The organism is Methylomonas aurea, from assembly GCF_024505045.1.
GTDB classification, from domain to species: domain Bacteria; phylum Pseudomonadota; class Gammaproteobacteria; order Methylococcales; family Methylomonadaceae; genus Methylomonas; species Methylomonas aurea.
This window is the reverse complement of sequence record NZ_JANIBM010000001.1, coordinates 307,756-328,628: the sequence shown is the minus strand read 5'-3', so window position 1 is coordinate 328,628 and position 20,873 is coordinate 307,756. Positions and strand designations below refer to the sequence as shown.

Genomic DNA, 20,873 nt, shown 5'->3' with positions numbered 1-20,873 from the left:
AGACGGCGCCAGACTATCGGCTATCCGTTGACGCCGGACTGGTCGCCGGCAATTCTTTGATAGTCGCGCTTAATCGCCTGCGCCAATTCGTGAACCGCCATCGCGTAATGGGTGCTGTGGTTGTATCGAGTAATCACGTAGAAATTTGGATGGCCCAGCAAATACTCGTCATTGCTTTGGTGCCTGAGCAGCAACAGCCGGAGCGGATAATCGCAACCACAATTCTCGACCGGTTCGATACCGGCCTGAACCAACGTGCCGAGCGGATATTCATGGTCGATACCCGGCGCCAGGCTTTCGATACCGCTATAGCTGCCGCGAGTCCGGCTCACGACCGGTTGGCCGCTGCGCCAACCGTGCTGGGCAAAATAATTGGCAACGCTGCCGATCGCATCCTCCGGATTCCACAAATCCCGGCGGCCGTCGCCGTTGAAATCGACCGCCCACTGTAAAAAGCTGCTGGGCATGAATTGGCCGAGCCCCATGGCTCCGGCGAAGGAACCGACGGGCTTACCGGGGTCGATGCCTTCGCTGCGCGCCATCACCAAAAAGCTCTCCAGCTCGCTACGGAAAAATTCGCCGCGGCGTTGGTAGTCGAAACCGAGCGTAGTCAGCGCATCGATCACCCGATGGTTGCCGACGAAGCTGCCGAAGGTAGTTTCCACAGCCATGATGCCGAGAATGTATTCGGCCGGAACGCCGTATTGCCGGCTGGCGCGCTGCAAAGCGGCCTGGTGCGTCCGCCAAAACGCGACGCCGGCATCGATATGCCGGGCATCCAGAAATTGGGAACGGTAGCGGCTCCAGCCGCCTTTGCTGGGCTTGCCTTTCAAGCCTTGGTCGGATTTGGCCAGATAATCCAAGGTCCATTGTTTGCGTTTGGCTTGCGAGAACAGACCGTTTAAATATTCCCGATCGAAGCCGTGCTTTTGCACCATCTGCTCGATAAATTGCGCCAATGCCGGATAACCGGCGTAATCGCCGCTGACCGCACCGGCGCGATAGCCGCCGACGCTGGCAAAGGGTCTAAGGTCGGGCTGGACGTTGGCCGATTGGCTGGGGGGGTTGGGTTTGACCGCTGCCGAAGTTCGGAGTTGGCTACGCGGCGGCTCGGAAGCGCAGCCGAATAGTAGTGCGGCCAACGCCGCGGCAGCGGAAAATTTGAGTATCGAGTTCGGTGTAACTAAGTGTGGCAAAACGGCTAAATCCGCGGTTTATTTATAAAGGCTGCCTCCGTCTTCGTCGTTTTCGGCCAGCGTCATGCCGGCAGTTTCGAAGTTGACGTTCTCGGCGCCCAATTTGATCATCAGGCGGACTTCGTTGCGGGAGTCGGCAGCGTGCAGAGCATCTTCGTAACCAATTTTACCGGCTGTGTACAGATCGTAAAGCGCTTGGTCGAAAGTCTGCATGCCGTGCTCACGCGAGTTCTTCATCAATTCTTTTAATTTATGCACCTCACCTTTGCGAATCAAATCGGCGACCAATGGCGTATTCAATAGAATTTCGATGGCCGGATAGCGGCCTTTGCCGTCGGCGCGCTGTATCAACTGTTGGGCGACGATGCCGCGCAGATTCAGCGACAAATCCATGAACAACTGGCTGTGCATGTCCTCAGGAAAGAAATGCAGAATCCGGTCCAGCGCCTGGTTGGCGTTGTTGGCGTGTAACGTGCAGACGCACAGGTGGCCGGTCTCGGCGAAGGTAATCGCGTGTTGCATCGTCTCGCGGGTCCTGACCTCGCCGATCAGAATCACATCCGGTGCCTGGCGTAGCGTGTTTTTCAAAGCGACTTCGAACGATTCGGTATCCAGCCCCACTTCGCGCTGGGTAATGATGCAACCCTGGTGGGGGTGAATGAACTCGATCGGATCTTCGATGGAAATGATATGGCCGCTGCTGTTTTCGTTGCGGTGGCGAATCAAGGCCGCCAGCGAGGTCGATTTACCGGTACCGGTCGCGCCGACGAACATGACCAGACCGCGTTTGTGCATGATCAATTCTTTCAACACCGGCGGCAGATGCAGCTCTTCCGCGGTCGGAATCGTGGTTTCGATGCGGCGCAACACCATGCCGGCCGAATCGCGCTGGGTGAAGGCGCTGACCCGGAACCGGCCCAGGCTGTGTGCGCTTAACGCAAATTGGCATTCCTTGGTGTTTTCGAATTCGTCGCGCTGGCGCTGCGACATGATGCTGAGCACCAGTTTCATGGTTTGCTCGCTGGTCAGCGGCGTCTTCGAGACTTCGACGACTTTGCCGTTGACTTTCATCGACGGCGGCCGGCCGGCGGTGATGAACAAATCCGACGCCCGTTTTTCCACCATTAACGCCAATAGCGCGGTAAAGTCCATGGTGCCTCCTTATGCCTCAGCGGAACATGTCTTTATTCACGGCCCGGGTCATCGCCGCCTTGGCGGTAATCAGGCCCTTGTCGACCAGCTCTTTTAAGTTTTGGTCCAACGTCTGCATGCCGTCCTTGCGCCCGGTCTGGATCGCCGAATACATCTGCGCCACCTTGGCTTCGCGAATCAGGTTGCGGATCGCCGGGGTACCGACCATGATCTCGTGGGCGGCGATCCGGCCGCCGCCGACTTTTTTCAATAGCGTTTGCGAAATAACCGCCTGCAGCGACTCGGACAACATGGCCCGGATCATGTCTTTCTCGGCGGCTGGGAATACGTCGATAATCCGGTCTATGGTTTTTGCGGCCGAGGTGGTGTGCAAGGTGCCGAATACCAAGTGTCCGGTTTCGGCCGCGGTCAGCGCCAAACGGATGGTTTCCAGGTCGCGCATCTCGCCGACCAGGATGATGTCCGGGTCTTCCCGCAACGCAGAGCGCAACGCTTCGTTGAAACCCAGCGTATCGCGGTGTACCTCGCGCTGGTTAATCAGCGATTTCTGGCTTTCGTGGACGAACTCGATCGGATCCTCGACAGTAAGGATATGGGCGTAATCGTTGTTGTTGATGTGGTTGATCATCGCCGCCAACGTGGTCGACTTACCCGAGCCGGTCGGTCCGGTCACCAGGATCAAACCGCGCGGTTTGGTACACAGCTCCTGGAAAAACTTCGGCGCATCCAACTCTTCCAGAGTCAAGACTTTCGACGGAATGGTCCGGAATACCGCACCGGCGCCACGGTCCTGATTGAAGGCGTTGACCCGGAACCGGGCCACACCGGGCAAGGCAAACGAAAAGTCGGTTTCCAGAAACTCCTCGTAATCGCGGCGCTGCTTATCGTTCATGATGTCGTAAATCAGCGCATGCACTTCCTTGTGGTTCAGAGCCGGGATGTTGATCCGGCGAATATCGCCGTCCACCCGAATCATCGGCGGTAAACCGGCGGAAAGATGCAAGTCGGAGGCTTTATTCTTGACGGAGAACGTCAACAGTTCGGCAATATCCATGGTCGATTCTCAACGGTGAAAATGTCGTTGCCAAGGATAGTACACAAATGGCAACTGGCTTGCCGCCTGGACCGCATTTTTCCGGCCACGCGCCGGCTCAACGGTATTTAGATGGCGGTTTTGCCGTTTAACCGACTTCGAACCGCCTTATTGCCGGCGGTGCGGCGGGAACAGCGGCAGCACGTTAATTCCTATCACAAACCGTCCAAAATACTTTTTTTCTTCTCCGCATATTCTTCGGCAGTAATCAGCTCGGCTTCGAACAGTTTTTTCAGTTGCGCCAGTTTTTCCATCGGATCGGAAGATGCCGCCTGGGCGGCGGCGCCCGGCGCGGCCACCGGAGTATTCATCGCTTGCGCCAGATTTTGACCAAAACTGATACCGGCGCCCAAGCCCATTCCGACCCCGGCGCCGCCGCCTTCGTTACGGGCGGCTTCGCGCATCGCTTCCAATTGCTGGATGCGGGCGTAATCCAGACCGACTTCTTTCGCCGCCTGGGCCTCGGCGGTCATGTCGGCGATACGATTGACGCGCTTCAGGGTTTCCTCGTCGAAGTCGGTGCCTTCGATCCGAAAATCGGTGATTGCAAAGCCGAGCTCGGCGAACTGCGGCAGCAACTTCTGCAGCACGCCGGCAGAGATTTCCTCGCGGTTGGTATCGATATCCAGATAGCCGAAACGGCTGGTGGCCAGAAAATCGGCCAACGGCTGGCTGAGGCGGGCGACGATGACGCTGCGCAATTGCTCGGTGGTAAACAGGTTTTGTTCGCCGACCACGTTGACGAAAAACTGCGCCGGTTCGGCCAGGCGATAACTGTAGTTACCGTAAGCGCGTAGTCCGACCGGAAATTTATAGGTCGGGTCCAGATATTTGATCTGCGAGGTGGTGCCCCACTTCTGATCCAGAATCACGGTCTTGCGGTAGAAATAAATCCCGACCTTGTACTGGCTTTCGAAGAACTGCATGAAGCTGGCAATCGTGGTCCAGAATGGGATGTTATCGGTTTGCAGGTTATAGGAACCCTCGCTATCGAATACCGCCTGCACCTTGCCGCGGTAAACGAATATGCAGCCCTGGCCGGGGCCGACGATCAACGTCGAGGCATTTTTGATTTCGTCGCCGTTGTCGCTCCATTGTTCGAACAACGCATTCGGCGCCGGATTTTGCCATTCGATGACCGAACGCAACTGGCGTTGCAAACCGTCGAAAAGTCCCATGAGTGTCTCCTGTGGATTTTTGAATTGGGTGCCCGTTGGCACGCAGGCAGGCCGATCGGCACGTCGTTCGTCAAAACGACTAGACTTAGCCGCAGAACGGATTTGCCGGCCGTAGCCGCGGCTATTCGGCACGCCGAAGGCAAACCTGAGTATAGATCAAGCTGGAACAAGCCTATGAAACAGTATTTGGCGCCGGACTACCAAAGCCGGCTGTGGAACACGATCAAAAACCTGGAGAACGGTTCGCAGGCCGAAGCGGTGGTAGTGTTTCGCGCCCGCTCCGCCGACTATGCCTCGGTACCGTTGTTATGGGGCCTGGCCGCGGCCTGGTCGGCTTTTACCCTGATGATGTACGCGCCGGTTTATTTCGAAAATTGGCTGGTCTATTACGCACCGCTGGCAGCATTTACGGTTGGCTACGGCTTCGGCTCGCTGCCGGCGGTCAAACGCGGCAGCATAAGGCGGGCGACGCGGGACAAGCAGGTCGAAATCATGGCCAGGGCCATATTCCAAAAGGGCGGCATGCAGCATACCCAGGATAAATCCGGCTTTCTGGTGTATTGCTCGTTGCTGGAACGGCGGGTGTTTCTGTTGCCGGACCGCGGTTTGGAGCTGGCCATCCCGCTTGCGGTATGGCAGGAATTGCAAAGCGAGTTCGACGATATCTTCGCCCAGAGTCAACCGGAACAAAGTCTGCTGCAGGTGCTGGAAACAACGGCTGCCGCATTCGCCCGCTACTTACCGGTGCGCGATGGCGACATCAACGAACTGCCGGACCGGCTGGATATTGATCTATGAAAAAGCTGCTATTGGTCCTAATGTTGGCCGGCCTGGCCGTTTCCCAACCGTTGCCGGCCCGGCCCGGCGGCGGCCATTCCAGCAGCTCGCACAGCTCGTCGAGCTCGCACAGTTCCGGCGGCTGGTCGCATTCCGGCTCCAGTTGGAGTACCCACGACAGCTCCAGCAGCTCGTCCGGCACCGCCCATCCGATGTCGTCGCTGGAAGCCTTGATTTTGTTCATTATCGTCGTCGTGATCGTCATTATCCTGATTCGCAGCCAAGCCGGGGCGCGCAGCGTCGTGACGGCGCCGCCGGCGCAATACCGCGCCCAACGCCAACAAAGCATTGCCGAGCAAATCGCGGCATTGAAACAGGCCGACGCCAATTTCTCCGCCGTGGTGTTTTTGGATTTTGCCCATTCGCTGTACTGCAAATTCTACGAATATTCGACCAAGCCGGAATTCAGCTACCTTTCGCCGTTCTTGAGCACCGAGTTGCAAGGCCATTTCCAACGCTCGCAACCCTGGACCGTCAGCGAAATCGTCGTCAACAGCCTGCGTTGGCTGGAGATCAACACTGCGGGCAGCGATACCGAGACCATTACCGTCGAATTCGACGCCAATTACACATTGGATTTGCAGGATCAGCGTTCGCGCTATGCCGTGGTCGAACGCTGGCAGTTTTACCGGCGTAAAGGCCTGTTGTCGGCGGAACCGGAGAAAATGCAAAGCGTAAATTGTCCGCAATGCGGCGCACCGGCCCATTTCACCGACGCCGGCGTCTGCGGTTATTGCGGCGCCAACGTACAAAAGGGCGACGCGCAGTGGTGCTTGGGCAAACGCGTCGTGGTCGCCACCCATGCCGTGCCGGCTGTGGCAGGACTGGCGGCTTACGCCGAAGAACAGGGCACGCAAGCCATCACGATCAAGCAAGCCGACCTGATCGAACAGATGAACCGCTGGCAGCAGCGTTACGGGATCGGCGAGTGGCAGCAGTTTTGGTTGCCGTTCGAGAACGACGTGGTAGGCAATTATTTTACGGCCATATACGGCCACTGGAGCCGGCGCGACTGGCAGGCGGCGCGGCACCTGTTATCCGACCGGCTTTACGAGACCAATGCCTTCTGGCAGAAAATGTACGTCGAGCGCGGCTGGTTCAACCGGCTGGACCATCTGCGCATCGAACAAATCGTGCTGGCGAAAATCGACAGCGACAAATTTTACGAGGCTATCACGGTACGCATCTTCGCCGCCTGTAACGACTACACCGAAGACGCCGGCGGCAAGATCGTCGGCGGTTCGAAAACATCGCTCAGGCGTTTTTCCGAATACTGGACCTTCGTCCGCCGTAGCGGTAAGGAGCGCCAGGACAAACCCTACAGCCTGAGCCAATGCCCCAGCTGCGGCGCGCCGGCCGACAACATGGGTCAAAGCGGCGAGTGCGGTTACTGCGGCAGCAAAATCAGCACCGGCCAATTTTCCTGGGTTTTGTTTCTGATCGAACAGGACGAGGTGTATTGCGGCTGATCGCTGCCGCAACTGCCACCACTTGACCGGGTCTGTCGCAGTTAAATATATGAAAATCGGCCGGAAACGGAATTGATCTTGCCTTAAGTTCCGCAGACAGATTGCTAAGAGACTTGCTTAAGTTCGTAAGGCTTCAGGGGAATGATCCCCACCATCAAAAACGGACAATTCAGAGCTCCCTTACAGAACGTCAAAACTTGCCTTTGTCTTGCTGATACTCCGGATGGTAAGGCCCGGCGGGAAGACCCTTTGGCGGTTGCAACGCCATGAAATTGGCTTGCCTGGCCAGCGGCAAATAATCGGTGATCAGCGCATTGATTGCCGCTGAAATCGCCATCGCGATAGGATCGCCGCCACCGGAATTCTGCGCATAAGTTTGCTTGTTCTGCCAAAGCACGGTGCCGGTCCTGGTGTCTTTCAGGACATATTCCATTTCGACCACCACCGACGATGCCAGTACCAGATACTTGGTACTCCAATCCTTGATCGTCACCAACAGCACCGCGTCGGCGCCGAACAGTTCGTAGAAGCGTTCGGCCGGTAATAAGTGAATATGTCCCGCTTCTACCAGCCCGAAATCGCGCAGAATCATGTCGGTCAAATACACCGGAAACACGTAATAGCCGCGTTCGGCCAGCGGTTGAGTGATAGTGGTGATGAAAACCGAATTGGCGGTTACTTCCGGCGACTCGTTGACCACCGGCACCACCACGATCGAACGGGGCGGATGTGCATAAAACGCGTCCAAATTAAGATGCTGCGGCGCGACGCACGCTTGCAACAGGCAGACGATTAACAGACTAAACCCAATTCTCATGGCGCGGCCCGCTGTTGCGTGGGAAGTACGGCGGTTTCGCTGTTCGGCTCCGGCGTTTTTTCTTGCTGCTGAATTTTCTCGATCAATTTGTTCATCAACGCCGTGGATTCCGGATACAGCGTGCGTTCTTTCTGAAAGTAGGCGATGGCGCGGGCTTTATCGCCGCGGGTGTACAATAAAAAACCGTAGTCGGCATACACACCCGGCGGCACGCGGCGCTGATGCTGCTCGGCTGCGGTAATCGTATCGCGCAAATAGGCATCGGTATGCTGGCTGTTATTGTCGACATAGCGTTCGTAGAGACTGCTTTCGTAGTCGCCCCAATAAAACAAGCCTTGCGGTGCGCAGCCGGAAAGCACCAACGACATGGCGATTCCAATAGCGGACTCGCCAACATACCTTGTCCCAAGACGGTTAAGCATCATCCGCTTCCCTACTTTGAAAGGTTTACGGCTGGGCTTTGCCGCGTGCTTCCAAGGTACTGACCACGTTGTTGATCATATTCACAATGGCCGCATCGATGGCCTTGCCTTCCAGCGTCGAATCAAAGCCTGCCGTGCCGCCAAATCCCAGCGTCGCGGTCGAGGAAATCGACGCTTCGCCGCTGCCTTCCTGGCTATAGAACACTTGGCCGGTTTTCGGATCGACCAAGCGCAACACCACCCGCGCCCGCGCCCGTTGAGTTTTTTCCTTACCGATCAGCCAGACACCGCCGGTGGTATCGCGTCCCAACTCCACCACCGAGCCCATGATCAAGGCATCGACGCCGAGCAGATTTTGTTTGAATTCCGGTTCGCTCTTGCCCATCAATTCGGCTTCGGATTTGAGTTTGCTGATGTCCTGCCGCTCCACGACATTGAAATGCTGGGTTGCCATCAGATGGCGCGACAACAAATCGGCCGCCTGCTTGCCAATCCGATCGCCGGATTGATCGGTAAACAAGCCGCTGCCATAGACCGATTCGTTGGTAAAGCGGGACACCGCCACCGTCAGGCGGCTGGCTTGCGGCAACGGTGCAAAGGCCACTTGCGGGCCGCGGTCTTCGACGGCTTCATGGATGTCTCGACTGACACAACCGGTAAAGCTGATCAATGAGGCTGTCAATACCAGTGCGAAGGCATATTTCATACGGTTACCTTTGGAGTCAGTGGCTAGCACAAAAGCCAGCCGGGTAAATAACATGAATCTAAAACGGTTTAATAGCTAGCGTGTGAATCGCCATACTTTCAATTCGGCAGTAAAAAGCCGGACTACCAAAAATGACGTTAACGACGTCGAATTCGGCATTCCGGCTTTCCGAATTTAGGGACCCGTGACTTTCCGTCTCTACCTCACGATAGGTTTAGCTGCTCGTGTTTTGTGATTTCTACCACAAAGTTATTGGGTATTCTACTGAGTGTTTTTATCCACATCTAACCACAGCGATATTCTGTAAAATTGGAAAAGCCCCCATGCGCGGACAAGATGCCATCTACGACAGCTAGTTCAGCTAGATCAGCCAGGAAGAACGCATTTAGGTATTGTTCATCCACGTTTTTCATCACTGTTAACTCGGTGGCGGTGTCTTTTGAATGGTCTGTTATCTGAACCGGCATTCCATAACCTTCATATTGCTGCCCTGGAGCAATATTGGAGGGTCTGCACCCATTCCCGCGGACTTGGTGTCCGTTTCAACCGAACGATGATTGATAATTCCCCCCCACTATCTGAGCTGACCTACATTTTTTGCTTGGCTTGCATCGGCGAGCCGGTGATGATTTGATAAGCGGTTTTGGGCTAGCCATCATCATGCAAGAACTCTCCGACCAGCAACTCTTTGCCGCTCTTCAATACGCCAGAAGCCAGGACGAACAGGCAGGCCGGGCTATTTTGGAACGATTCCAAACCCTTCAACCGGCCTTTGCCCAAACGATCTTGGGTGTGTTTCCATCGGTGATGGTCGACTTGGATCAAGCGATGGCCCATTTATTTATGGATCTGTGCTTTGATGTCATTGCCGTTTATGAGCAGGTATTTGGCAAAGTCCCCGATCATCGTCTGGTCGGCAATCGCTGGTTTGAACAACGCGCCGAACGGCTGGATCGAGAGATGAAAATGGCGATGAAGCAGACAAAGCCAAGCGTTCCAGACCATGCCTTTGATCAGGAACATCAAACGGGACTCGTGAGGTTTTTACATGCCGCCATTGACCAGCAAACGTGTAACTCCAAAGACGCGGTGCGCTTAGCCAAAACCATGATCTTCACCACGGTGCAGTTGTTCGACGCGCTTTATGACGCCGCCAGCTCCCATCAGAATACGTCTTTTCACTGAGCCATTGAAATGTGGTCCGGTCGTACCCATCACGGCCTGGATTCGACACATTTTAGAATGCAGTTCCATGAAACAACCCATTTCCGTAAAACCCGAACCCCGCAAAGCACAGTCCAACTGGTCCTACCAAGCCTATTTTTTATCGCAACAGCAGCGTCTTAAGAGCGTTACAAATCTAACATCGGAAGCTTCGGCGCCGTCTGATGAACCAAGCCATCACCAGCCGGCGTGGCAAACCGAACAACGCGATCAAATCATTGCGAAAATGGAGGCGTTGGCAGCATCTATCGGTGTCCGTATTACGATCAGCGATCACTCATCGGCGCCACAATCCACTTAATATCGCTGGGTGGTATTAAGCGCGATCAAGCTGCTTTGCTGGCAAACAACACGACGTTGCGGGTATCCGATTTCGGCCATTCGTGAAAGTCGATGGGCAATTCCAATACCGGCCCGGTGATACAAGATTTCAACGAACCGTCGGTGGCAATATAGATCTGCTTCGATGCCTTGGCCTGCTGACTGGGGTGTTTGTGGGTTGTCGAATCCATTTCGGTCAAACCTGTGTTTTGGGGGAGCCTGCACTCTAAGGTGGGTTTCTTATTGGCGCCTTAAGGCCCTACACTCAAGATCATTGCTGGAAAATGCGCCTCCTACATTATGTGTTAAATGATGGATGGGGTCTTTTGAAGCTAACCAGACCATGCCAACGAGTGGCGTTACTGATTGATAGTTAAAAATACCCCACTGGCCGCTAAACCGCATATTGCATGAGGCGCCTATCAGATCATAGTTTTCAACGGTCACTCAGATGACCACTTTAAGGAAGCAAAGTGCGACATCAAATGTTCGATCGGCTGAAATTCCAAATGGCTGCTTTGTAGCCTTCCAGTTTCCAGAATACGGATTGTGACTGACCGGATTAGAGAAGCTCGACTGGCTCGAAAGGGTCGGTTGGACTGGCCGCTTTATGGAATTGGAATTCAATGACCGCTATCCGGCGACGAAGCTGAAGAACTGACGGTCGCTAGGCGACCCAAACCTGCCACTCGAGAAGATCCAGCGGCAGAACAAACATAGTAAGCTGCCGTTGGACTCTTTACAGAGAAAACAGATACTGGATACCCACAAAAGCCAGCAACTAAACGGCTAATGAGTCAATACCCAAGGGTTGCAGTGGATCAAATCACAATATTGGCCTGACAACTTCCGGTTATACCGATCGTAAAGCGTCGCCGATACTAGCCCGTACTACCCGTGCGCTCGCAAGCATCGTTGCAAGCAATGCCGAGGACGAACCAAGACCAAATGTGATTAAAGCCATCGATGGTTGAAATTCAATCAGTACTCGAAATTGTCTGGTCAAGCCTGGCGCGGGCGGCATCAGGATGCCTTCGCGCAAAAGGAAAAAATCCAACCCCAGTGCAACGATCAATCCGAGTCCGGCGCCGAGTACGCCCAGCGTAATCCCTTCCCAAACCAACAGCAGCATGATATCGGATTTAGATTCGCCATTAGCGCGCAAATTACCGATTTCTTGTTTACGCTCCAAGACGGAAGTGGAAACCGTATTGAAAATGCCCAAAATGACGATACCCAGAATGATCAAATGAATCACGCCAAACTGGGCTGCCAACCAATCGACCGAATGCTGGTAATAGACTTCGTCGAGTTTCGCAAACGGCACCGCTTCCAGGTCAACAAATTCTTCATTGACTAAATTGGCGACTGCCGGCCAGTCGTCCAGCGAACTTAAGCCCAAGGCCAAGGTCTCGATACGGTTGGTTTTCAGCAACTTTTGGCCATGACGTAAAGGCACGCGAAACATCACATCGTCGAATTCCTTGGATCCGGTATGAAAGATCCCGGTCACCGTCAGATTTGCCTGCTGCAGCTGGCCGTTGATGTCCTGAACCATAACGGTCAATACCTTGCCAGGATGGGCATCGAGCCCACTAGCCAAGCCTTTACCCAACAAAATTCCGTCAACTTGTGCGCCCAAGGTTTGTCCTTCTACGATATTCAGGGTATTGAAAAAGCCGGATTCAGCTTCACCGTCGATAGCTTGGCCGTGGCCGCTGATCGTGACAGTCCCATTGGTCAACAAGGCGGAAAACTCCAGTCTAGGAAACAGCAGTTCAACGCCCGTAATTGTGCGGAGGCGCTCCGCCAAGGGAGCCCAGTCGGCTATCCAATGTTCCCAGGGCTTTGCGAATACCTGATCGCGATAGCCACGTGTGTTGATCTGACCGTGGCCGTAACGGGCATGAATGCAGTTATCCCGATACTGGTTCATGATACCGTTGTTGAAGCCGTGAAAAATGAACAAAGATCCGGTTCCCATGGCAATGGTCAAAAGAACAGCCAACGTGCGTCTGGGATTGCGGAACAGGTTACGGGTTGCCAGTTTAATTAACATATTTTTCCGTCTACCAGCCGAACTTGATGACGTGAATAACTTTGTACCATCGGATCATGGCTCGAAATGATCAAGCTGATTTGGTGATCGTGGTTCAACTTGGCAAAAATTTCCATCACCCCTTTGCCAGTAGCCTGATCCAGATTGGCGGTGGGTTCATCGGCGATGATCACCCGAGGACGTTTAGCAATAGCTCTGGCTATTGCTACCCTTTGCCGCTGGCCGCCACTCATTTCAGCCGGTTTCTTGTCGGACTGATCCAAGATGCCGACGGCGGCTAAGGCGTCTTTGACTCGGTTTTTGCGTTCCGTGGTCGGGATACCCTGCCGGGTGAGGAAATATTCGACGTTCTCGGCCGCCGTTAACACCGGAAATAGCTGAAAAGTCTGGAATACAAAGCCGATTTGATAGCGGCGGACCCGATTTTTTTCTCGTTCCGTCAATGTCTTCAGGCTGTTGGTATTGAAGTGGATATCGCCATCCTGCACCGCTTCGATCAGGCCGAGCAGATTCAGCAACGTGGTTTTTCCCGAACCCGAAGGGCCTGTCAGGCAAATAAAGTCGCCTTGCCGGATGTCCAGGGATACACCATTGAGGGCCGGCGCCTTGAGGTTGCCAAAATCGTAAGAAAATCTCACGTCCCGAATGCTGTAAAGAGGAGAATCTATAGTGTTCATAAGGTTTTCCATTTTAGCGGTGGTACGGGGTCAGGCACCATCGAAGTGGAGTTTCGACAGTAGTTTAAACAACGCCTGATAGTCGATCTTGGCATTATGCCGCGAGTCGAGTGGAATCAACGGAACAGTCCGAACGGCGTCGACACACGCCCAACCAAGTTTGTCCCGGATTACGGCCAAATCGGCTTGACGGTCTGCATCGCTTTCCAGCAGCAATAATCGCCGGCCTCGATGAGAGACCATCGCGACATTGCGAATCTCGGTAAAGCTTCTGCAGGCGGCTTCGACCGTCAAAGGATAGAGTTCACCCCGATCGTCGCAAATGCGGGCAACACACTTGCCAACCAACCATAGCCGTCCCTGTTCGTCCAGATAACCTGCATCGCCGGTTCGATGCCAGATTCGCCCGGCGACGGCAAATTTGCTTTCTTCATCGCCCAGGCCATCCAGATAGCCCGCGAGGACGTGATCGCCACCGACCACGATTTCGCCGCAGGCATTGGCAGGCAGAATTTCGCTGGCGAAACTTTCGGCTGAAAACGGGCCTATGGGCTGTCCCCAGCGGTCGGGCAATATTCTAAGGTCTATCTGCGGTACCGGATATCCCGCCGGCAAGCCGGCGCCGGCGCCGATAGCGGCTTTGTCGTTGGTGGTCAACTGTGAATAACGCACCAGTGCGATGGGTTCCGCTTCGGTGGAACCGTACAAACAGACGATATCGGCCGCAGGCGCCAATGTCGTCAATTGGTCGATGATATCCGGGAATACCGGCGCGCCGCCGGTGTAAATCTTGTTTAAACTGGATAGCCGAACGTTTTTTTCCAGACAGGCTTTGGCTAGACCGGCAAAAAATGCAGGCGATGCCGTCGCGCGCGTGGGGCCAAAAGTTTCAATTTGTTTCAGCACGGCTTTGGCGTTGACCTTGCCGGGATGGCGCAGATCGGTATCCGCAATCAATGTGGTAACCCCGGCGGCAAGATTGGCCAGCACAAATACCGGCAAGGTTGCCAAATCGATTTCACCGGCTTTCAATTGTGTTGCGTCGACGAGCGCTTGGTACTGAGCGATCAGTAAACCGTGACTGCGAATCGTGCCCTTGGCGACACCGCTACTGCCACTGGTGAAGGTAATCAAGGCCGGGTGATCACGATCACAATCGACAAGACTTACCGCTGATGGTTTTTTTGCTGCCATCGACAATGAGGTGGCGCCCGGAAAAGGCAGGCCGCAAGAAAATTTCAATGGAATCCGCCATAGCTCAGTCGACAATAACTGAAGACTTAGTGCACCCGCAGTGCCGATGAGTCCCTTGGGCTTTACCCGCCGGCAGCAGCTTCCGACGCCTGTCATTCCCCCTGACGGAGATGGAAACACCGCGACCAATCCTAAGCGAAATATCGCCAACAGCACCACATACAACTCTATCGAAACCGGCAGTAACAGCAAAATCTTGTCGCCCTTGCCCAGGCCGCAGCGTTGCAAGCATTGAGCAACATTCGCCGATGCCGCCTCCAAATCGGCAAAACTAAGGCTTCGGGCTTTCCTCGCACCGGATGCGATCAGCGCGATTTGCCGGGGCGACAGCGTAACCCGCTCCATGAATAATTCGGTGAGATTCATGTTTCCGATCCAAGGTGCTTGGCGAACAGCGAGTAGCGCCGTATGGTTTGAACGTTGGCTTGATGACGGCTGACATTCCGCGACGCGTTGTGTTCATGCATCAGGGCATGAATAGCACACCGGTAGCCCAAATCATGGTAAATAGGCATGGCCTGGGCGACCAGAAACGCACCCAAGCCTTGGGTCTTGCTTGACGGAATCGCGGCAACCGTTTTAATGACAGCCGTATCAATGATTTCTCCTCGGCGTCGTTGCAAGATGTCCGGTACGGTGAACAAGAAAGCAAGTGGGCCTTGCTCGTCTTCCGCCAGCAACACCATTTCCGGACGAATGTAAGCTTTGATTGGAGCATAGAGGTCCAAAAATTCGTTCTCAGCTAATGGCGTATACAGAAAATTGTTGGCAAAAGCGCTGACGGAAATCCGGTAGATAGCGCTCAACTCCCTCTCGTAACGGGTCATTTGCAGTTGGCGAACCTTGATACCCAGTCTCGTGAAGCGCTGGGCAGCATGATTCAAATCACGAGCCGACTTTCCAAGTTCGGTGCTGATCGCTGACGTATAACCGGCCAACGCAGAGAAACCCGCATCCAGCCAGAATTGCGGCCAAATTGCCGGATTGAAGGGTTCTAGAAAAAATGGCGGCCGATTTCCAGGCTCGGTGACAAATCGGTAATGATGCCAGGTATTGCCATCTATTGGCCCGATGGCCAGTGTGCACCCTTGGGCAGCCAAGCCTCGGCACGCCGAGCGTAGCAGTAAATCCGAAACTGCGCGGCTGGATGCAGCATAGTGGCCGATGTACCCCAGCCGTTCGGAGCCATAAGACGGTAAATTGGTCCACCATAGCGAACAACGGGCGAGCGGTACTTGATTTTCGTCCAAAGCCAGTAAAATTTGATCCGGCTTATTCAAAATCAAGTGACTTGGTTGAAAATCGCTAAGCACTCCCGTGGTCGGAAAATCCGCCAGCTGTTGAGGGTGATTGAGGGTTAATAGGCGTTCCATGACTTTTGCCAAACATCCAACAGAAACCAGCAAATTATGGAAATCGCCAACGCGATCCAGGTTTGGACGCGGAGCCGCGGCATATCCATTGGATAGTCTGGCCGAGGCGCTTGCGAGCAAGCAAAAAACCACGCCACCAAACCATTGATCGGCAGTAGCGCCCAAAGCGTTGCGCTAGTAGCTTCCTGTAGCAATAACACAGGAATTAGCATCAACAACCAGCCCTCCAAAGCGCTGTTACCGACTACGGCGATGAGCGCGGGATTGCCGAGAAAACGGCGCCTCGCAACCGAGCTCATCGACAACTGCAAACCGTAAGCGATGGTGTAGGGCAATACCAAGAAGGGTTTATTCAGGGTATGGCCTAAAAATAGCCAGAACAGGCCGGGCGCGGTCACGTAAAACACCGACTGCACGTCGGAGTGACGCCCCTGTCGATTGCGAGGCCGAGGGACGATCAACGAATAAAAGCACAGCGTGATGACGGGCGGCAGCAGCCAATGCCAACCGCCAATGGCCCAACTGACATAGCCGGCTAATACCGAGCCGATGACACCGCTGTCGTTCAACGTGGTGCGGCGGCGCAGGAAGAAGATGACGGCGAGCAGCGTGCACAGTACCAAGGCTCTGGCAAATAATTGCGACATGTCCAGCGCCAAATAGATTTTTAACAGCAAGTATCCGCCCAGCGGCACGAACAAATTATCCAGGCCGCGCCAGGCGACCGCTTCGAATAAGGTCACCAGCAGCCCGAGCATCAGCGCGATCAGCACCGTTTCCCGTCGGCCGACTTCGGTAAACAGAATCAGTGGCAGTAATACGCTTAGAAAGGCAAACTGAAAAAACGCAAACGAGCCTTCGATGGTCTTGGTCCCGTCCAAGGTTTGGTAGGCATGCATGCCGTAACTCTGGCCGATCAACGCCGCTGCCGCATCGGCGATGATCAGCAGCAGCATCGGAATCACAAACAGCAGCGGCTCTTGATCGGCGGCAACAAACAAGATAGCCGTCGCCAATGGATAACAAAAATCTCCCCAGGACGATCTTTGAATGTCGTTCAGGCTATGGCCCCAATCGGCGAATACACCCACCGCGAGCCGTGAACGCAATATCGACAGGGTGACGAGCACGCAGGCGCACAAGGCCAATACCGGCCATGCCGAAGCAAATAGCCATGGAAAGGCGAGGATGATGGGCCCCATACCAATGTGCAACATTTTTCGGCTGATTTCCGGCTGCAATTTCAATCGTTGGCGGAAGTGGTTTACCGCCATGAATAAGGCGATCAATACCGCCAGCACCAGAGCCATTGCCGGCCAAGATCCTACGATCAAAACACTTCCTCCACGATCAACGCCCCATAAAAAAAAGCCTTATCCTGGCCATGCAACGATACCGCCAGTTCGTCCAGCGAGTGCAGTTGCTCAGCCATGCTTTGGGGTCTTCGGCGCGGAGCCAACAGGTTCCAGTAAACCAGCCGCGCTCCGGGCGATGCTGCCGAAACAAGGTCACGCAGCAAGGCCAGATACTGCGATTCGGCCATATATTCGAAAATGTCGCTGAGATTAAAGCGCTGGATAGTCGGCCGGTCGTTTGATGATAGAAAGTCTTCCAACGCGCAGCAACGCCATTCCAGGCGATCCAGGTTGTTGCGGATGGTAGCGAAGTTTTCCGCGCGCAAAGCGAACGGCAATGCCTCGCCGTGGCGGCCGGTCACGATCCAGTGCAGATAAGGATTGTCCTTGGGATTTAATGCCACCAGCGCGTGACGAGTCCGTTCCATTAGGCGCTCGGCGATTCCACCTTCAACATAACGGAAAAAACTCGGATCGCGCCCGAGACGACCCATCACCAGCCGGGAAAAGAACAAACGAAACAATAAGCGCCAGCGCCGGTTATCCCAAATCCTCGAATAAAACGCCTCCCGCTCGCTAGCGTTGCCGCCTCGCAGCATTTGAACCACAGTGGTGCGCCCGTGTATCAGCGGCAAGATATAACGTCTAAACAAACTAAAGTAGCGTTCGAATTTGCCGGCGCTGCCTATGCCTTGTTCGATCGCCGTTCGACGCTCGTCCCAGAAACAGCGGGCATTTTGGCTTAATGACGGGCGACAGTGTTGGTAAAGCTGCAAGCGCCTGATGCTGGGACGGGACCCGATCAGTTCCAGGAGTTCCGGATGTTCCAGGTTGCGGTAGGCCGCGATGCGTAGTTCCAGACAGTACAATTGGGCCGGGCTGATATCCAGCGCAATCACCCGGCTGGGGTCGTGAGCGAGCATGGCCAGACAGTTATCGCCGGCCGAGGCGATCGATAAGCAAACATCCCCCGGCCGAATCGCCAGTGCTTTCAACAATACGTCGGCATCCTCCCAACACTGCGCGTAACGGATGGTGCTGAAATCGGCATTGGCGGCAATTTCGGTAGTCATGGCGATGCGTCGGCCAAACGATGAATCAGACCCGTCGCGCCGTCCATTGTTATCCGGTCACCATCCTTCAGCAATTGGGTGGCATTGTTTACCCCCACAATTGCCGGAATTCCCAACTCGCGGGCAACGATGGCCGAATGCGACAACAGGCTGCCGCGTTCGACGACGATGCCGGCCGCCGCCGGAAACAGCATTATCCAGCCCGGATCGGTGAATTCCGCGACCAAGATCTCGCCGGGACTTAGGCGGGTCTGGCCGGGATCTCTGACCACATGTACCACTCCCTGAACTTTGCCGGCGCAACAGCCCAGACCGCTCAGTTCATCCGAAGAGAGTTCAGCAGCGGCCGGATGTTGCTCCGCGCGATAGTCATGGCCCTGATAGACGATGCCCCGGGTTGAAAAGCGCGGCGCCGGAGGCGGATCTTGCCGGTATTGATCGAACTCAGCTTTGCGTAGCGCCGCCAGTTCGCAAAGCCGCGTGGTCGTAGCGGTGCCTTCGACAAAGGCCAGGATTTCCTCGACCTCCAGATAGAATATATCCCGGGGATCATCGAGCAGATTTAATGCATACAATCGGCGGCCGAATTCGACCAACAGGCGCCTGACGCGTCCGAATAACCGGGTCCGTTCGAAGCGCAGATTTTCCCGGTCGCGCACTCGCCGGCGTGCATGGCTGAGTACCCATAGCAACAGATGCTTGCGCAAGGGGTGATGCGCTAACTTACTGGCTACCTGGTTTTCGGCCTTGCGGCGTATCCGCCGTTCGGCCGTTTCTTCCGCAGTGGCGTCGACAGGCTTGGCCGCCAATTCGCCGATGCAGCGCAGTAATGACAGCGGCTCGTCGGCTAGCGTGCGGCTTTCCAGTTTCAGTTCGCCGATGCAACGCTCGCCAAACCGCTCGAGGTAATCTTGATAGAGCCGATGGAGTTGGGTGTGTTTCGCCAATGCCGTTTCGATGTCATCGCCATTACCTTGTCTAAGGCAGTCGACCAATTGCGGGTCGGTGGCGGCAAGCCGCGCCATCGCCTTAAGACGCTGGGCGGGTTCCGCGCTGATCATGCCGCCTTCGCCGCATAATAGGTCGTTGGCTAGCGTTTCTTGGCCGTCCGCGCACCAGGCGGCCGTCAAACGCCGCAACAGGCCATGGAAAATCATCGCGAAAAAGTCGTTGATCAGCGGCGCATCCCAGCGTGTGAGCAGTTTCTGTTCCAATTCGCGGTAATACGAGCATAACTGATCGGGACGCATGTATTCCAACGGCACGCCGGGCGGAGTCAGCGCGGCGTCGAGTCGGGCATAGAAGTGTTTGATCTTGGTTTCCAGGCTGAAGTGGTTGATCAGCAAGCCGGCCACGGTGCGAAGGAGATACAAAACATCGAGACTGCGGTTGCGTCGGTTCCTGGCAAGCACTTGCCCTATTAAAGCCTGGGGCAGGGCTTCCTTGACACCCATCATTTGTTCCATGAAACGGCGATTGCTGGAAAATCCCGGTAGCAACGATAACGCGGTGTACCATGACAGCAGGTTGTAATAAACCCGGCCGCGGATCAGGCCTATCATGCAGGAAAAGGTCGCATTGTTTTCCTGAATCACCGCCTCCGTCACGCCGAGGATGCGGCAGAATTGACGATATACCTCGCGGTAAGCGCTACGGGCAAAACTGTAGGTGAGCGGGGTGGTGATGCCGCCGTAGCTTTCGACGATATTGCTGTTGTCCCACAGCGTGAATTGGCCGTCGGGGTCGGCCATCCGGTACAGCGAGGTAATCGGGCGGGACTGAACTAGATAAAGCGTTTTGTCGGCGTAGGCCCATTCGATGTCCTGGGGGCGGCTGAAAAAACGGCTGGCCTGGCGAGCTAATTCGGCTATTTCAACGATTTGCCGGTCTTCCAGGCTGCTGAGCTGCGCTTGTTTGGCGTCGATAGCGACGGCCACGACTTTATCGATGCCAATTGCCGACAGTTTTAGTGCTTTAGGCTTGTCGACGACATGCCTGAATACGATGTTGTTCTGCCGATCGACCTGGAAAGTATCGCCCTCCACATCGCCGCTTACCAAGGCGCTGGCCAGTCCATAGACCGAGGCGATGACGGCCAGCGATCGCCGGCCGCTGGCCGGGTCGGCGGCGAATGCCACGCCGGATTGATCCGCGTCGACCATGCGCTGCACCAAAACGGCTGGAACGCCGGTAAAAGCTGGCAATCCGGCTTGAGTGCGGTAGGCCAACACCCTTGCCGAGAACGCCGAGCGCCAGACATCGGCGACGTACCGTGCGACTTGATCTTTTTCTACGCCCAGAAAACTTTCCAATTGCCCGGCAAAGGAATGATGAGCGCTGTCTTCATCGACGGCTGAAGACCGTACCGCCAACAGCGCGTCATCCGGGCAAAGCCGGATAAGGGCCCGCTCTAAGGCGCTAACCACCGCGGCGCCCGGCTGGATGTCAACCATTGCCTGACTGATTATGTCCGCCTGCCAGTCGCCGGGGGGCGTCTCACCCAACTCAGCGGGGAGACTGGCGTAAAAGGCGGCGGGCGTGACGACAAACCAGTCGGGAATCGGCAGTTTGGCCCTGGCTAGCGCCAGCAGCGAGCCGGCTTTGCCGCCGATAGAATCTTGGGGCGATACTTGTTCCGGAAACAAAATCAGCGCCATGGCTGCAACC

At 55.3% G+C, this 20,873-nt stretch carries 19 protein-coding genes and 1 riboswitch; of the genes, 4 read left to right on the top strand and 15 right to left on the bottom strand.

Annotated elements, in window-relative coordinates:
• Positions 1-20: 20 nt before the first annotated feature.
• The 4 genes from mltB to NP603_RS01485 form a co-directional block, all read right to left on the bottom strand.
• Positions 21-1,196: a lytic murein transglycosylase B gene (gene mltB / locus NP603_RS01500; protein ID WP_256609146.1), complete on the bottom strand. Its 1,176-nt coding sequence runs from the start codon at positions 1,194-1,196 to the stop codon at positions 21-23.
• A gap of 18 nt (positions 1,197-1,214) precedes the next feature.
• The gene (locus NP603_RS01495) at positions 1,215-2,348 is read right to left on the bottom strand and encodes a PilT/PilU family type 4a pilus ATPase (RefSeq protein ID WP_256609145.1); all 1,134 of its coding nucleotides are present in this window, start codon (positions 2,346-2,348) and stop codon (positions 1,215-1,217) included.
• A gap of 16 nt (positions 2,349-2,364) precedes the next feature.
• Positions 2,365-3,402: a type IV pilus twitching motility protein PilT gene (locus NP603_RS01490; RefSeq protein ID WP_054759731.1), complete on the bottom strand. Its 1,038-nt coding sequence runs from the start codon at positions 3,400-3,402 to the stop codon at positions 2,365-2,367.
• Between the two features lie 194 nt (positions 3,403-3,596).
• Positions 3,597-4,619 carry an SPFH domain-containing protein gene (locus NP603_RS01485; RefSeq protein ID WP_256609144.1) on the bottom strand — a complete coding sequence of 341 codons (1,023 nt, stop codon included), beginning with the start codon at positions 4,617-4,619 and terminating at the stop codon, positions 3,597-3,599.
• Positions 4,620-4,793: 174 nt separating this feature from the next.
• Between NP603_RS01485 and NP603_RS01480 the strand changes: the two genes are divergently transcribed.
• Both NP603_RS01480 and NP603_RS01475 read left to right on the top strand, forming a co-directional pair.
• Positions 4,794-5,417, top strand: coding sequence for a TPM domain-containing protein (locus NP603_RS01480; RefSeq protein ID WP_256609143.1), 624 nt, complete (start codon positions 4,794-4,796; stop codon positions 5,415-5,417).
• Entirely contained in the window at positions 5,414-6,925 is a 1,512-nt protein-coding gene (locus NP603_RS01475) for a TIM44-like domain-containing protein (RefSeq protein WP_256609142.1), read from the top strand. Before NP603_RS01480 ends, NP603_RS01475 begins: the two co-directional genes overlap by 4 nt.
• 190 nt (positions 6,926-7,115) lie before the next feature.
• Here NP603_RS01475 and NP603_RS01470 read toward each other — a convergent pair whose 3' ends face one another.
• The 3 genes from NP603_RS01470 to NP603_RS01460 all read right to left on the bottom strand — a co-directional run bounded on the left by NP603_RS01470 (position 7,116) and on the right by NP603_RS01460 (position 8,870).
• Positions 7,116-7,742 carry a DUF799 domain-containing protein gene (locus NP603_RS01470; RefSeq protein WP_256609141.1) on the bottom strand — a complete coding sequence of 209 codons (627 nt, stop codon included), beginning with the start codon at positions 7,740-7,742 and terminating at the stop codon, positions 7,116-7,118.
• Entirely contained in the window at positions 7,739-8,110 is a 372-nt protein-coding gene (locus tag NP603_RS01465) for a DUF4810 domain-containing protein (protein WP_256609140.1), read from the bottom strand. Before NP603_RS01465 ends, NP603_RS01470 begins: the two co-directional genes overlap by 4 nt.
• Positions 8,111-8,189: 79 nt before the next feature.
• On the bottom strand, positions 8,190-8,870 hold the full coding sequence (locus NP603_RS01460; RefSeq protein WP_150047750.1) for a CsgG/HfaB family protein: 681 nt from the start codon (positions 8,868-8,870) through the stop codon (positions 8,190-8,192).
• A 151-nt stretch (positions 8,871-9,021) separates the two neighbouring features.
• Positions 9,022-9,099: riboswitch (cyclic di-GMP riboswitch) on the bottom strand.
• 431 nt (positions 9,100-9,530) lie between these two features.
• Between NP603_RS01460 and NP603_RS01455 the strand changes: the two genes are divergently transcribed.
• Positions 9,531-10,055 (top strand): hypothetical protein, encoded by a 525-nt coding sequence (locus NP603_RS01455; RefSeq protein WP_256609139.1) that lies wholly within the window; start codon positions 9,531-9,533, stop codon positions 10,053-10,055.
• A 67-nt stretch (positions 10,056-10,122) separates the two neighbouring features.
• Complete coding sequence (locus tag NP603_RS01450; protein ID WP_256609137.1) at positions 10,123-10,395, top strand: hypothetical protein; 273 nt, start codon at positions 10,123-10,125, stop codon at positions 10,393-10,395.
• A 25-nt stretch (positions 10,396-10,420) separates the two neighbouring features.
• Here the strand turns inward: NP603_RS01450 and NP603_RS01445 are convergent, their stop codons facing one another.
• The 8 genes from NP603_RS01445 to NP603_RS01410 all read right to left on the bottom strand — a co-directional run bounded on the left by NP603_RS01445 (position 10,421) and on the right by NP603_RS01410 (position 20,863).
• Complete coding sequence (locus NP603_RS01445) at positions 10,421-10,606, bottom strand: hypothetical protein (RefSeq protein ID WP_256609136.1); 186 nt, start codon at positions 10,604-10,606, stop codon at positions 10,421-10,423.
• A 662-nt stretch (positions 10,607-11,268) separates the two neighbouring features.
• Positions 11,269-12,474: an FtsX-like permease family protein gene (locus tag NP603_RS01440; RefSeq protein ID WP_256609135.1), complete on the bottom strand. Its 1,206-nt coding sequence runs from the start codon at positions 12,472-12,474 to the stop codon at positions 11,269-11,271.
• Positions 12,468-13,163 (bottom strand): ABC transporter ATP-binding protein, encoded by a 696-nt coding sequence (locus tag NP603_RS01435; protein ID WP_256609134.1) that lies wholly within the window; start codon positions 13,161-13,163, stop codon positions 12,468-12,470. The genes NP603_RS01440 and NP603_RS01435 overlap by 7 nt, the downstream gene beginning before the upstream one ends.
• Positions 13,164-13,181: 18 nt before the next feature.
• Complete coding sequence (locus tag NP603_RS01430; RefSeq protein ID WP_256609133.1) at positions 13,182-14,771, bottom strand: AMP-binding protein; 1,590 nt, start codon at positions 14,769-14,771, stop codon at positions 13,182-13,184.
• A complete protein-coding gene (locus tag NP603_RS01425) occupies positions 14,768-15,778 on the bottom strand; it encodes a hypothetical protein (RefSeq protein ID WP_256609132.1) in 1,011 nt (336 codons plus the stop codon). The genes NP603_RS01430 and NP603_RS01425 overlap by 4 nt, the downstream gene beginning before the upstream one ends.
• Entirely contained in the window at positions 15,763-17,112 is a 1,350-nt protein-coding gene (locus NP603_RS01420; RefSeq protein ID WP_256609131.1) for a hypothetical protein, read from the bottom strand. The genes NP603_RS01425 and NP603_RS01420 overlap by 16 nt, the downstream gene beginning before the upstream one ends.
• The gene (locus NP603_RS01415) at positions 17,109-18,206 is read right to left on the bottom strand and encodes a BtaA family protein (RefSeq protein ID WP_256609130.1); all 1,098 of its coding nucleotides are present in this window, start codon (positions 18,204-18,206) and stop codon (positions 17,109-17,111) included. Before NP603_RS01415 ends, NP603_RS01420 begins: the two co-directional genes overlap by 4 nt.
• Positions 18,203-20,863, bottom strand: coding sequence for a PEP/pyruvate-binding domain-containing protein (locus tag NP603_RS01410; RefSeq protein WP_256609129.1), 2,661 nt, complete (start codon positions 20,861-20,863; stop codon positions 18,203-18,205). Before NP603_RS01410 ends, NP603_RS01415 begins: the two co-directional genes overlap by 4 nt.
• Positions 20,864-20,873: the final 10 nt, after the last annotated feature.

Excerpts from the sequence above, each read along its gene's own strand:
- NP603_RS01460 (WP_150047750.1), bottom strand. The coding sequence starts at position 8,870 with ATGAAATATGCCTTCGCACTGGTATTGACAGCCTCATTGATCAGCTTT.
- NP603_RS01455 (WP_256609139.1), top strand. The coding sequence starts at position 9,531 with ATGCAAGAACTCTCCGACCAGCAACTCTTTGCCGCTCTTCAATACGCC.
- NP603_RS01410 (WP_256609129.1), bottom strand. The coding sequence starts at position 20,863 with ATGGCGCTGATTTTGTTTCCGGAACAAGTATCGCCCCAAGATTCTATC.
- NP603_RS01440 (WP_256609135.1), bottom strand. The coding sequence starts at position 12,474 with ATGTTAATTAAACTGGCAACCCGTAACCTGTTCCGCAATCCCAGACGC.
- NP603_RS01425 (WP_256609132.1), bottom strand. The coding sequence starts at position 15,778 with ATGGAACGCCTATTAACCCTCAATCACCCTCAACAGCTGGCGGATTTT.
- NP603_RS01430 (WP_256609133.1), bottom strand. The coding sequence starts at position 14,771 with ATGAATCTCACCGAATTATTCATGGAGCGGGTTACGCTGTCGCCCCGG.
- NP603_RS01475 (WP_256609142.1), top strand. The coding sequence starts at position 5,414 with ATGAAAAAGCTGCTATTGGTCCTAATGTTGGCCGGCCTGGCCGTTTCC.
- NP603_RS01445 (WP_256609136.1), bottom strand. The coding sequence starts at position 10,606 with ATGGATTCGACAACCCACAAACACCCCAGTCAGCAGGCCAAGGCATCG.
- NP603_RS01450 (WP_256609137.1), top strand. The coding sequence starts at position 10,123 with ATGAAACAACCCATTTCCGTAAAACCCGAACCCCGCAAAGCACAGTCC.
- NP603_RS01485 (WP_256609144.1), bottom strand. The coding sequence starts at position 4,619 with ATGGGACTTTTCGACGGTTTGCAACGCCAGTTGCGTTCGGTCATCGAA.
- NP603_RS01465 (WP_256609140.1), bottom strand. The coding sequence starts at position 8,110 with ATGTCGTTGGTGCTTTCCGGCTGCGCACCGCAAGGCTTGTTTTATTGG.
- NP603_RS01415 (WP_256609130.1), bottom strand. The coding sequence starts at position 18,206 with ATGACTACCGAAATTGCCGCCAATGCCGATTTCAGCACCATCCGTTAC.
- NP603_RS01480 (WP_256609143.1), top strand. The coding sequence starts at position 4,794 with ATGAAACAGTATTTGGCGCCGGACTACCAAAGCCGGCTGTGGAACACG.
- NP603_RS01435 (WP_256609134.1), bottom strand. The coding sequence starts at position 13,163 with ATGGAAAACCTTATGAACACTATAGATTCTCCTCTTTACAGCATTCGG.
- NP603_RS01490 (WP_054759731.1), bottom strand. The coding sequence starts at position 3,402 with ATGGATATTGCCGAACTGTTGACGTTCTCCGTCAAGAATAAAGCCTCC.
- NP603_RS01470 (WP_256609141.1), bottom strand. The coding sequence starts at position 7,742 with ATGAGAATTGGGTTTAGTCTGTTAATCGTCTGCCTGTTGCAAGCGTGC.
- NP603_RS01495 (WP_256609145.1), bottom strand. The coding sequence starts at position 2,348 with ATGGACTTTACCGCGCTATTGGCGTTAATGGTGGAAAAACGGGCGTCG.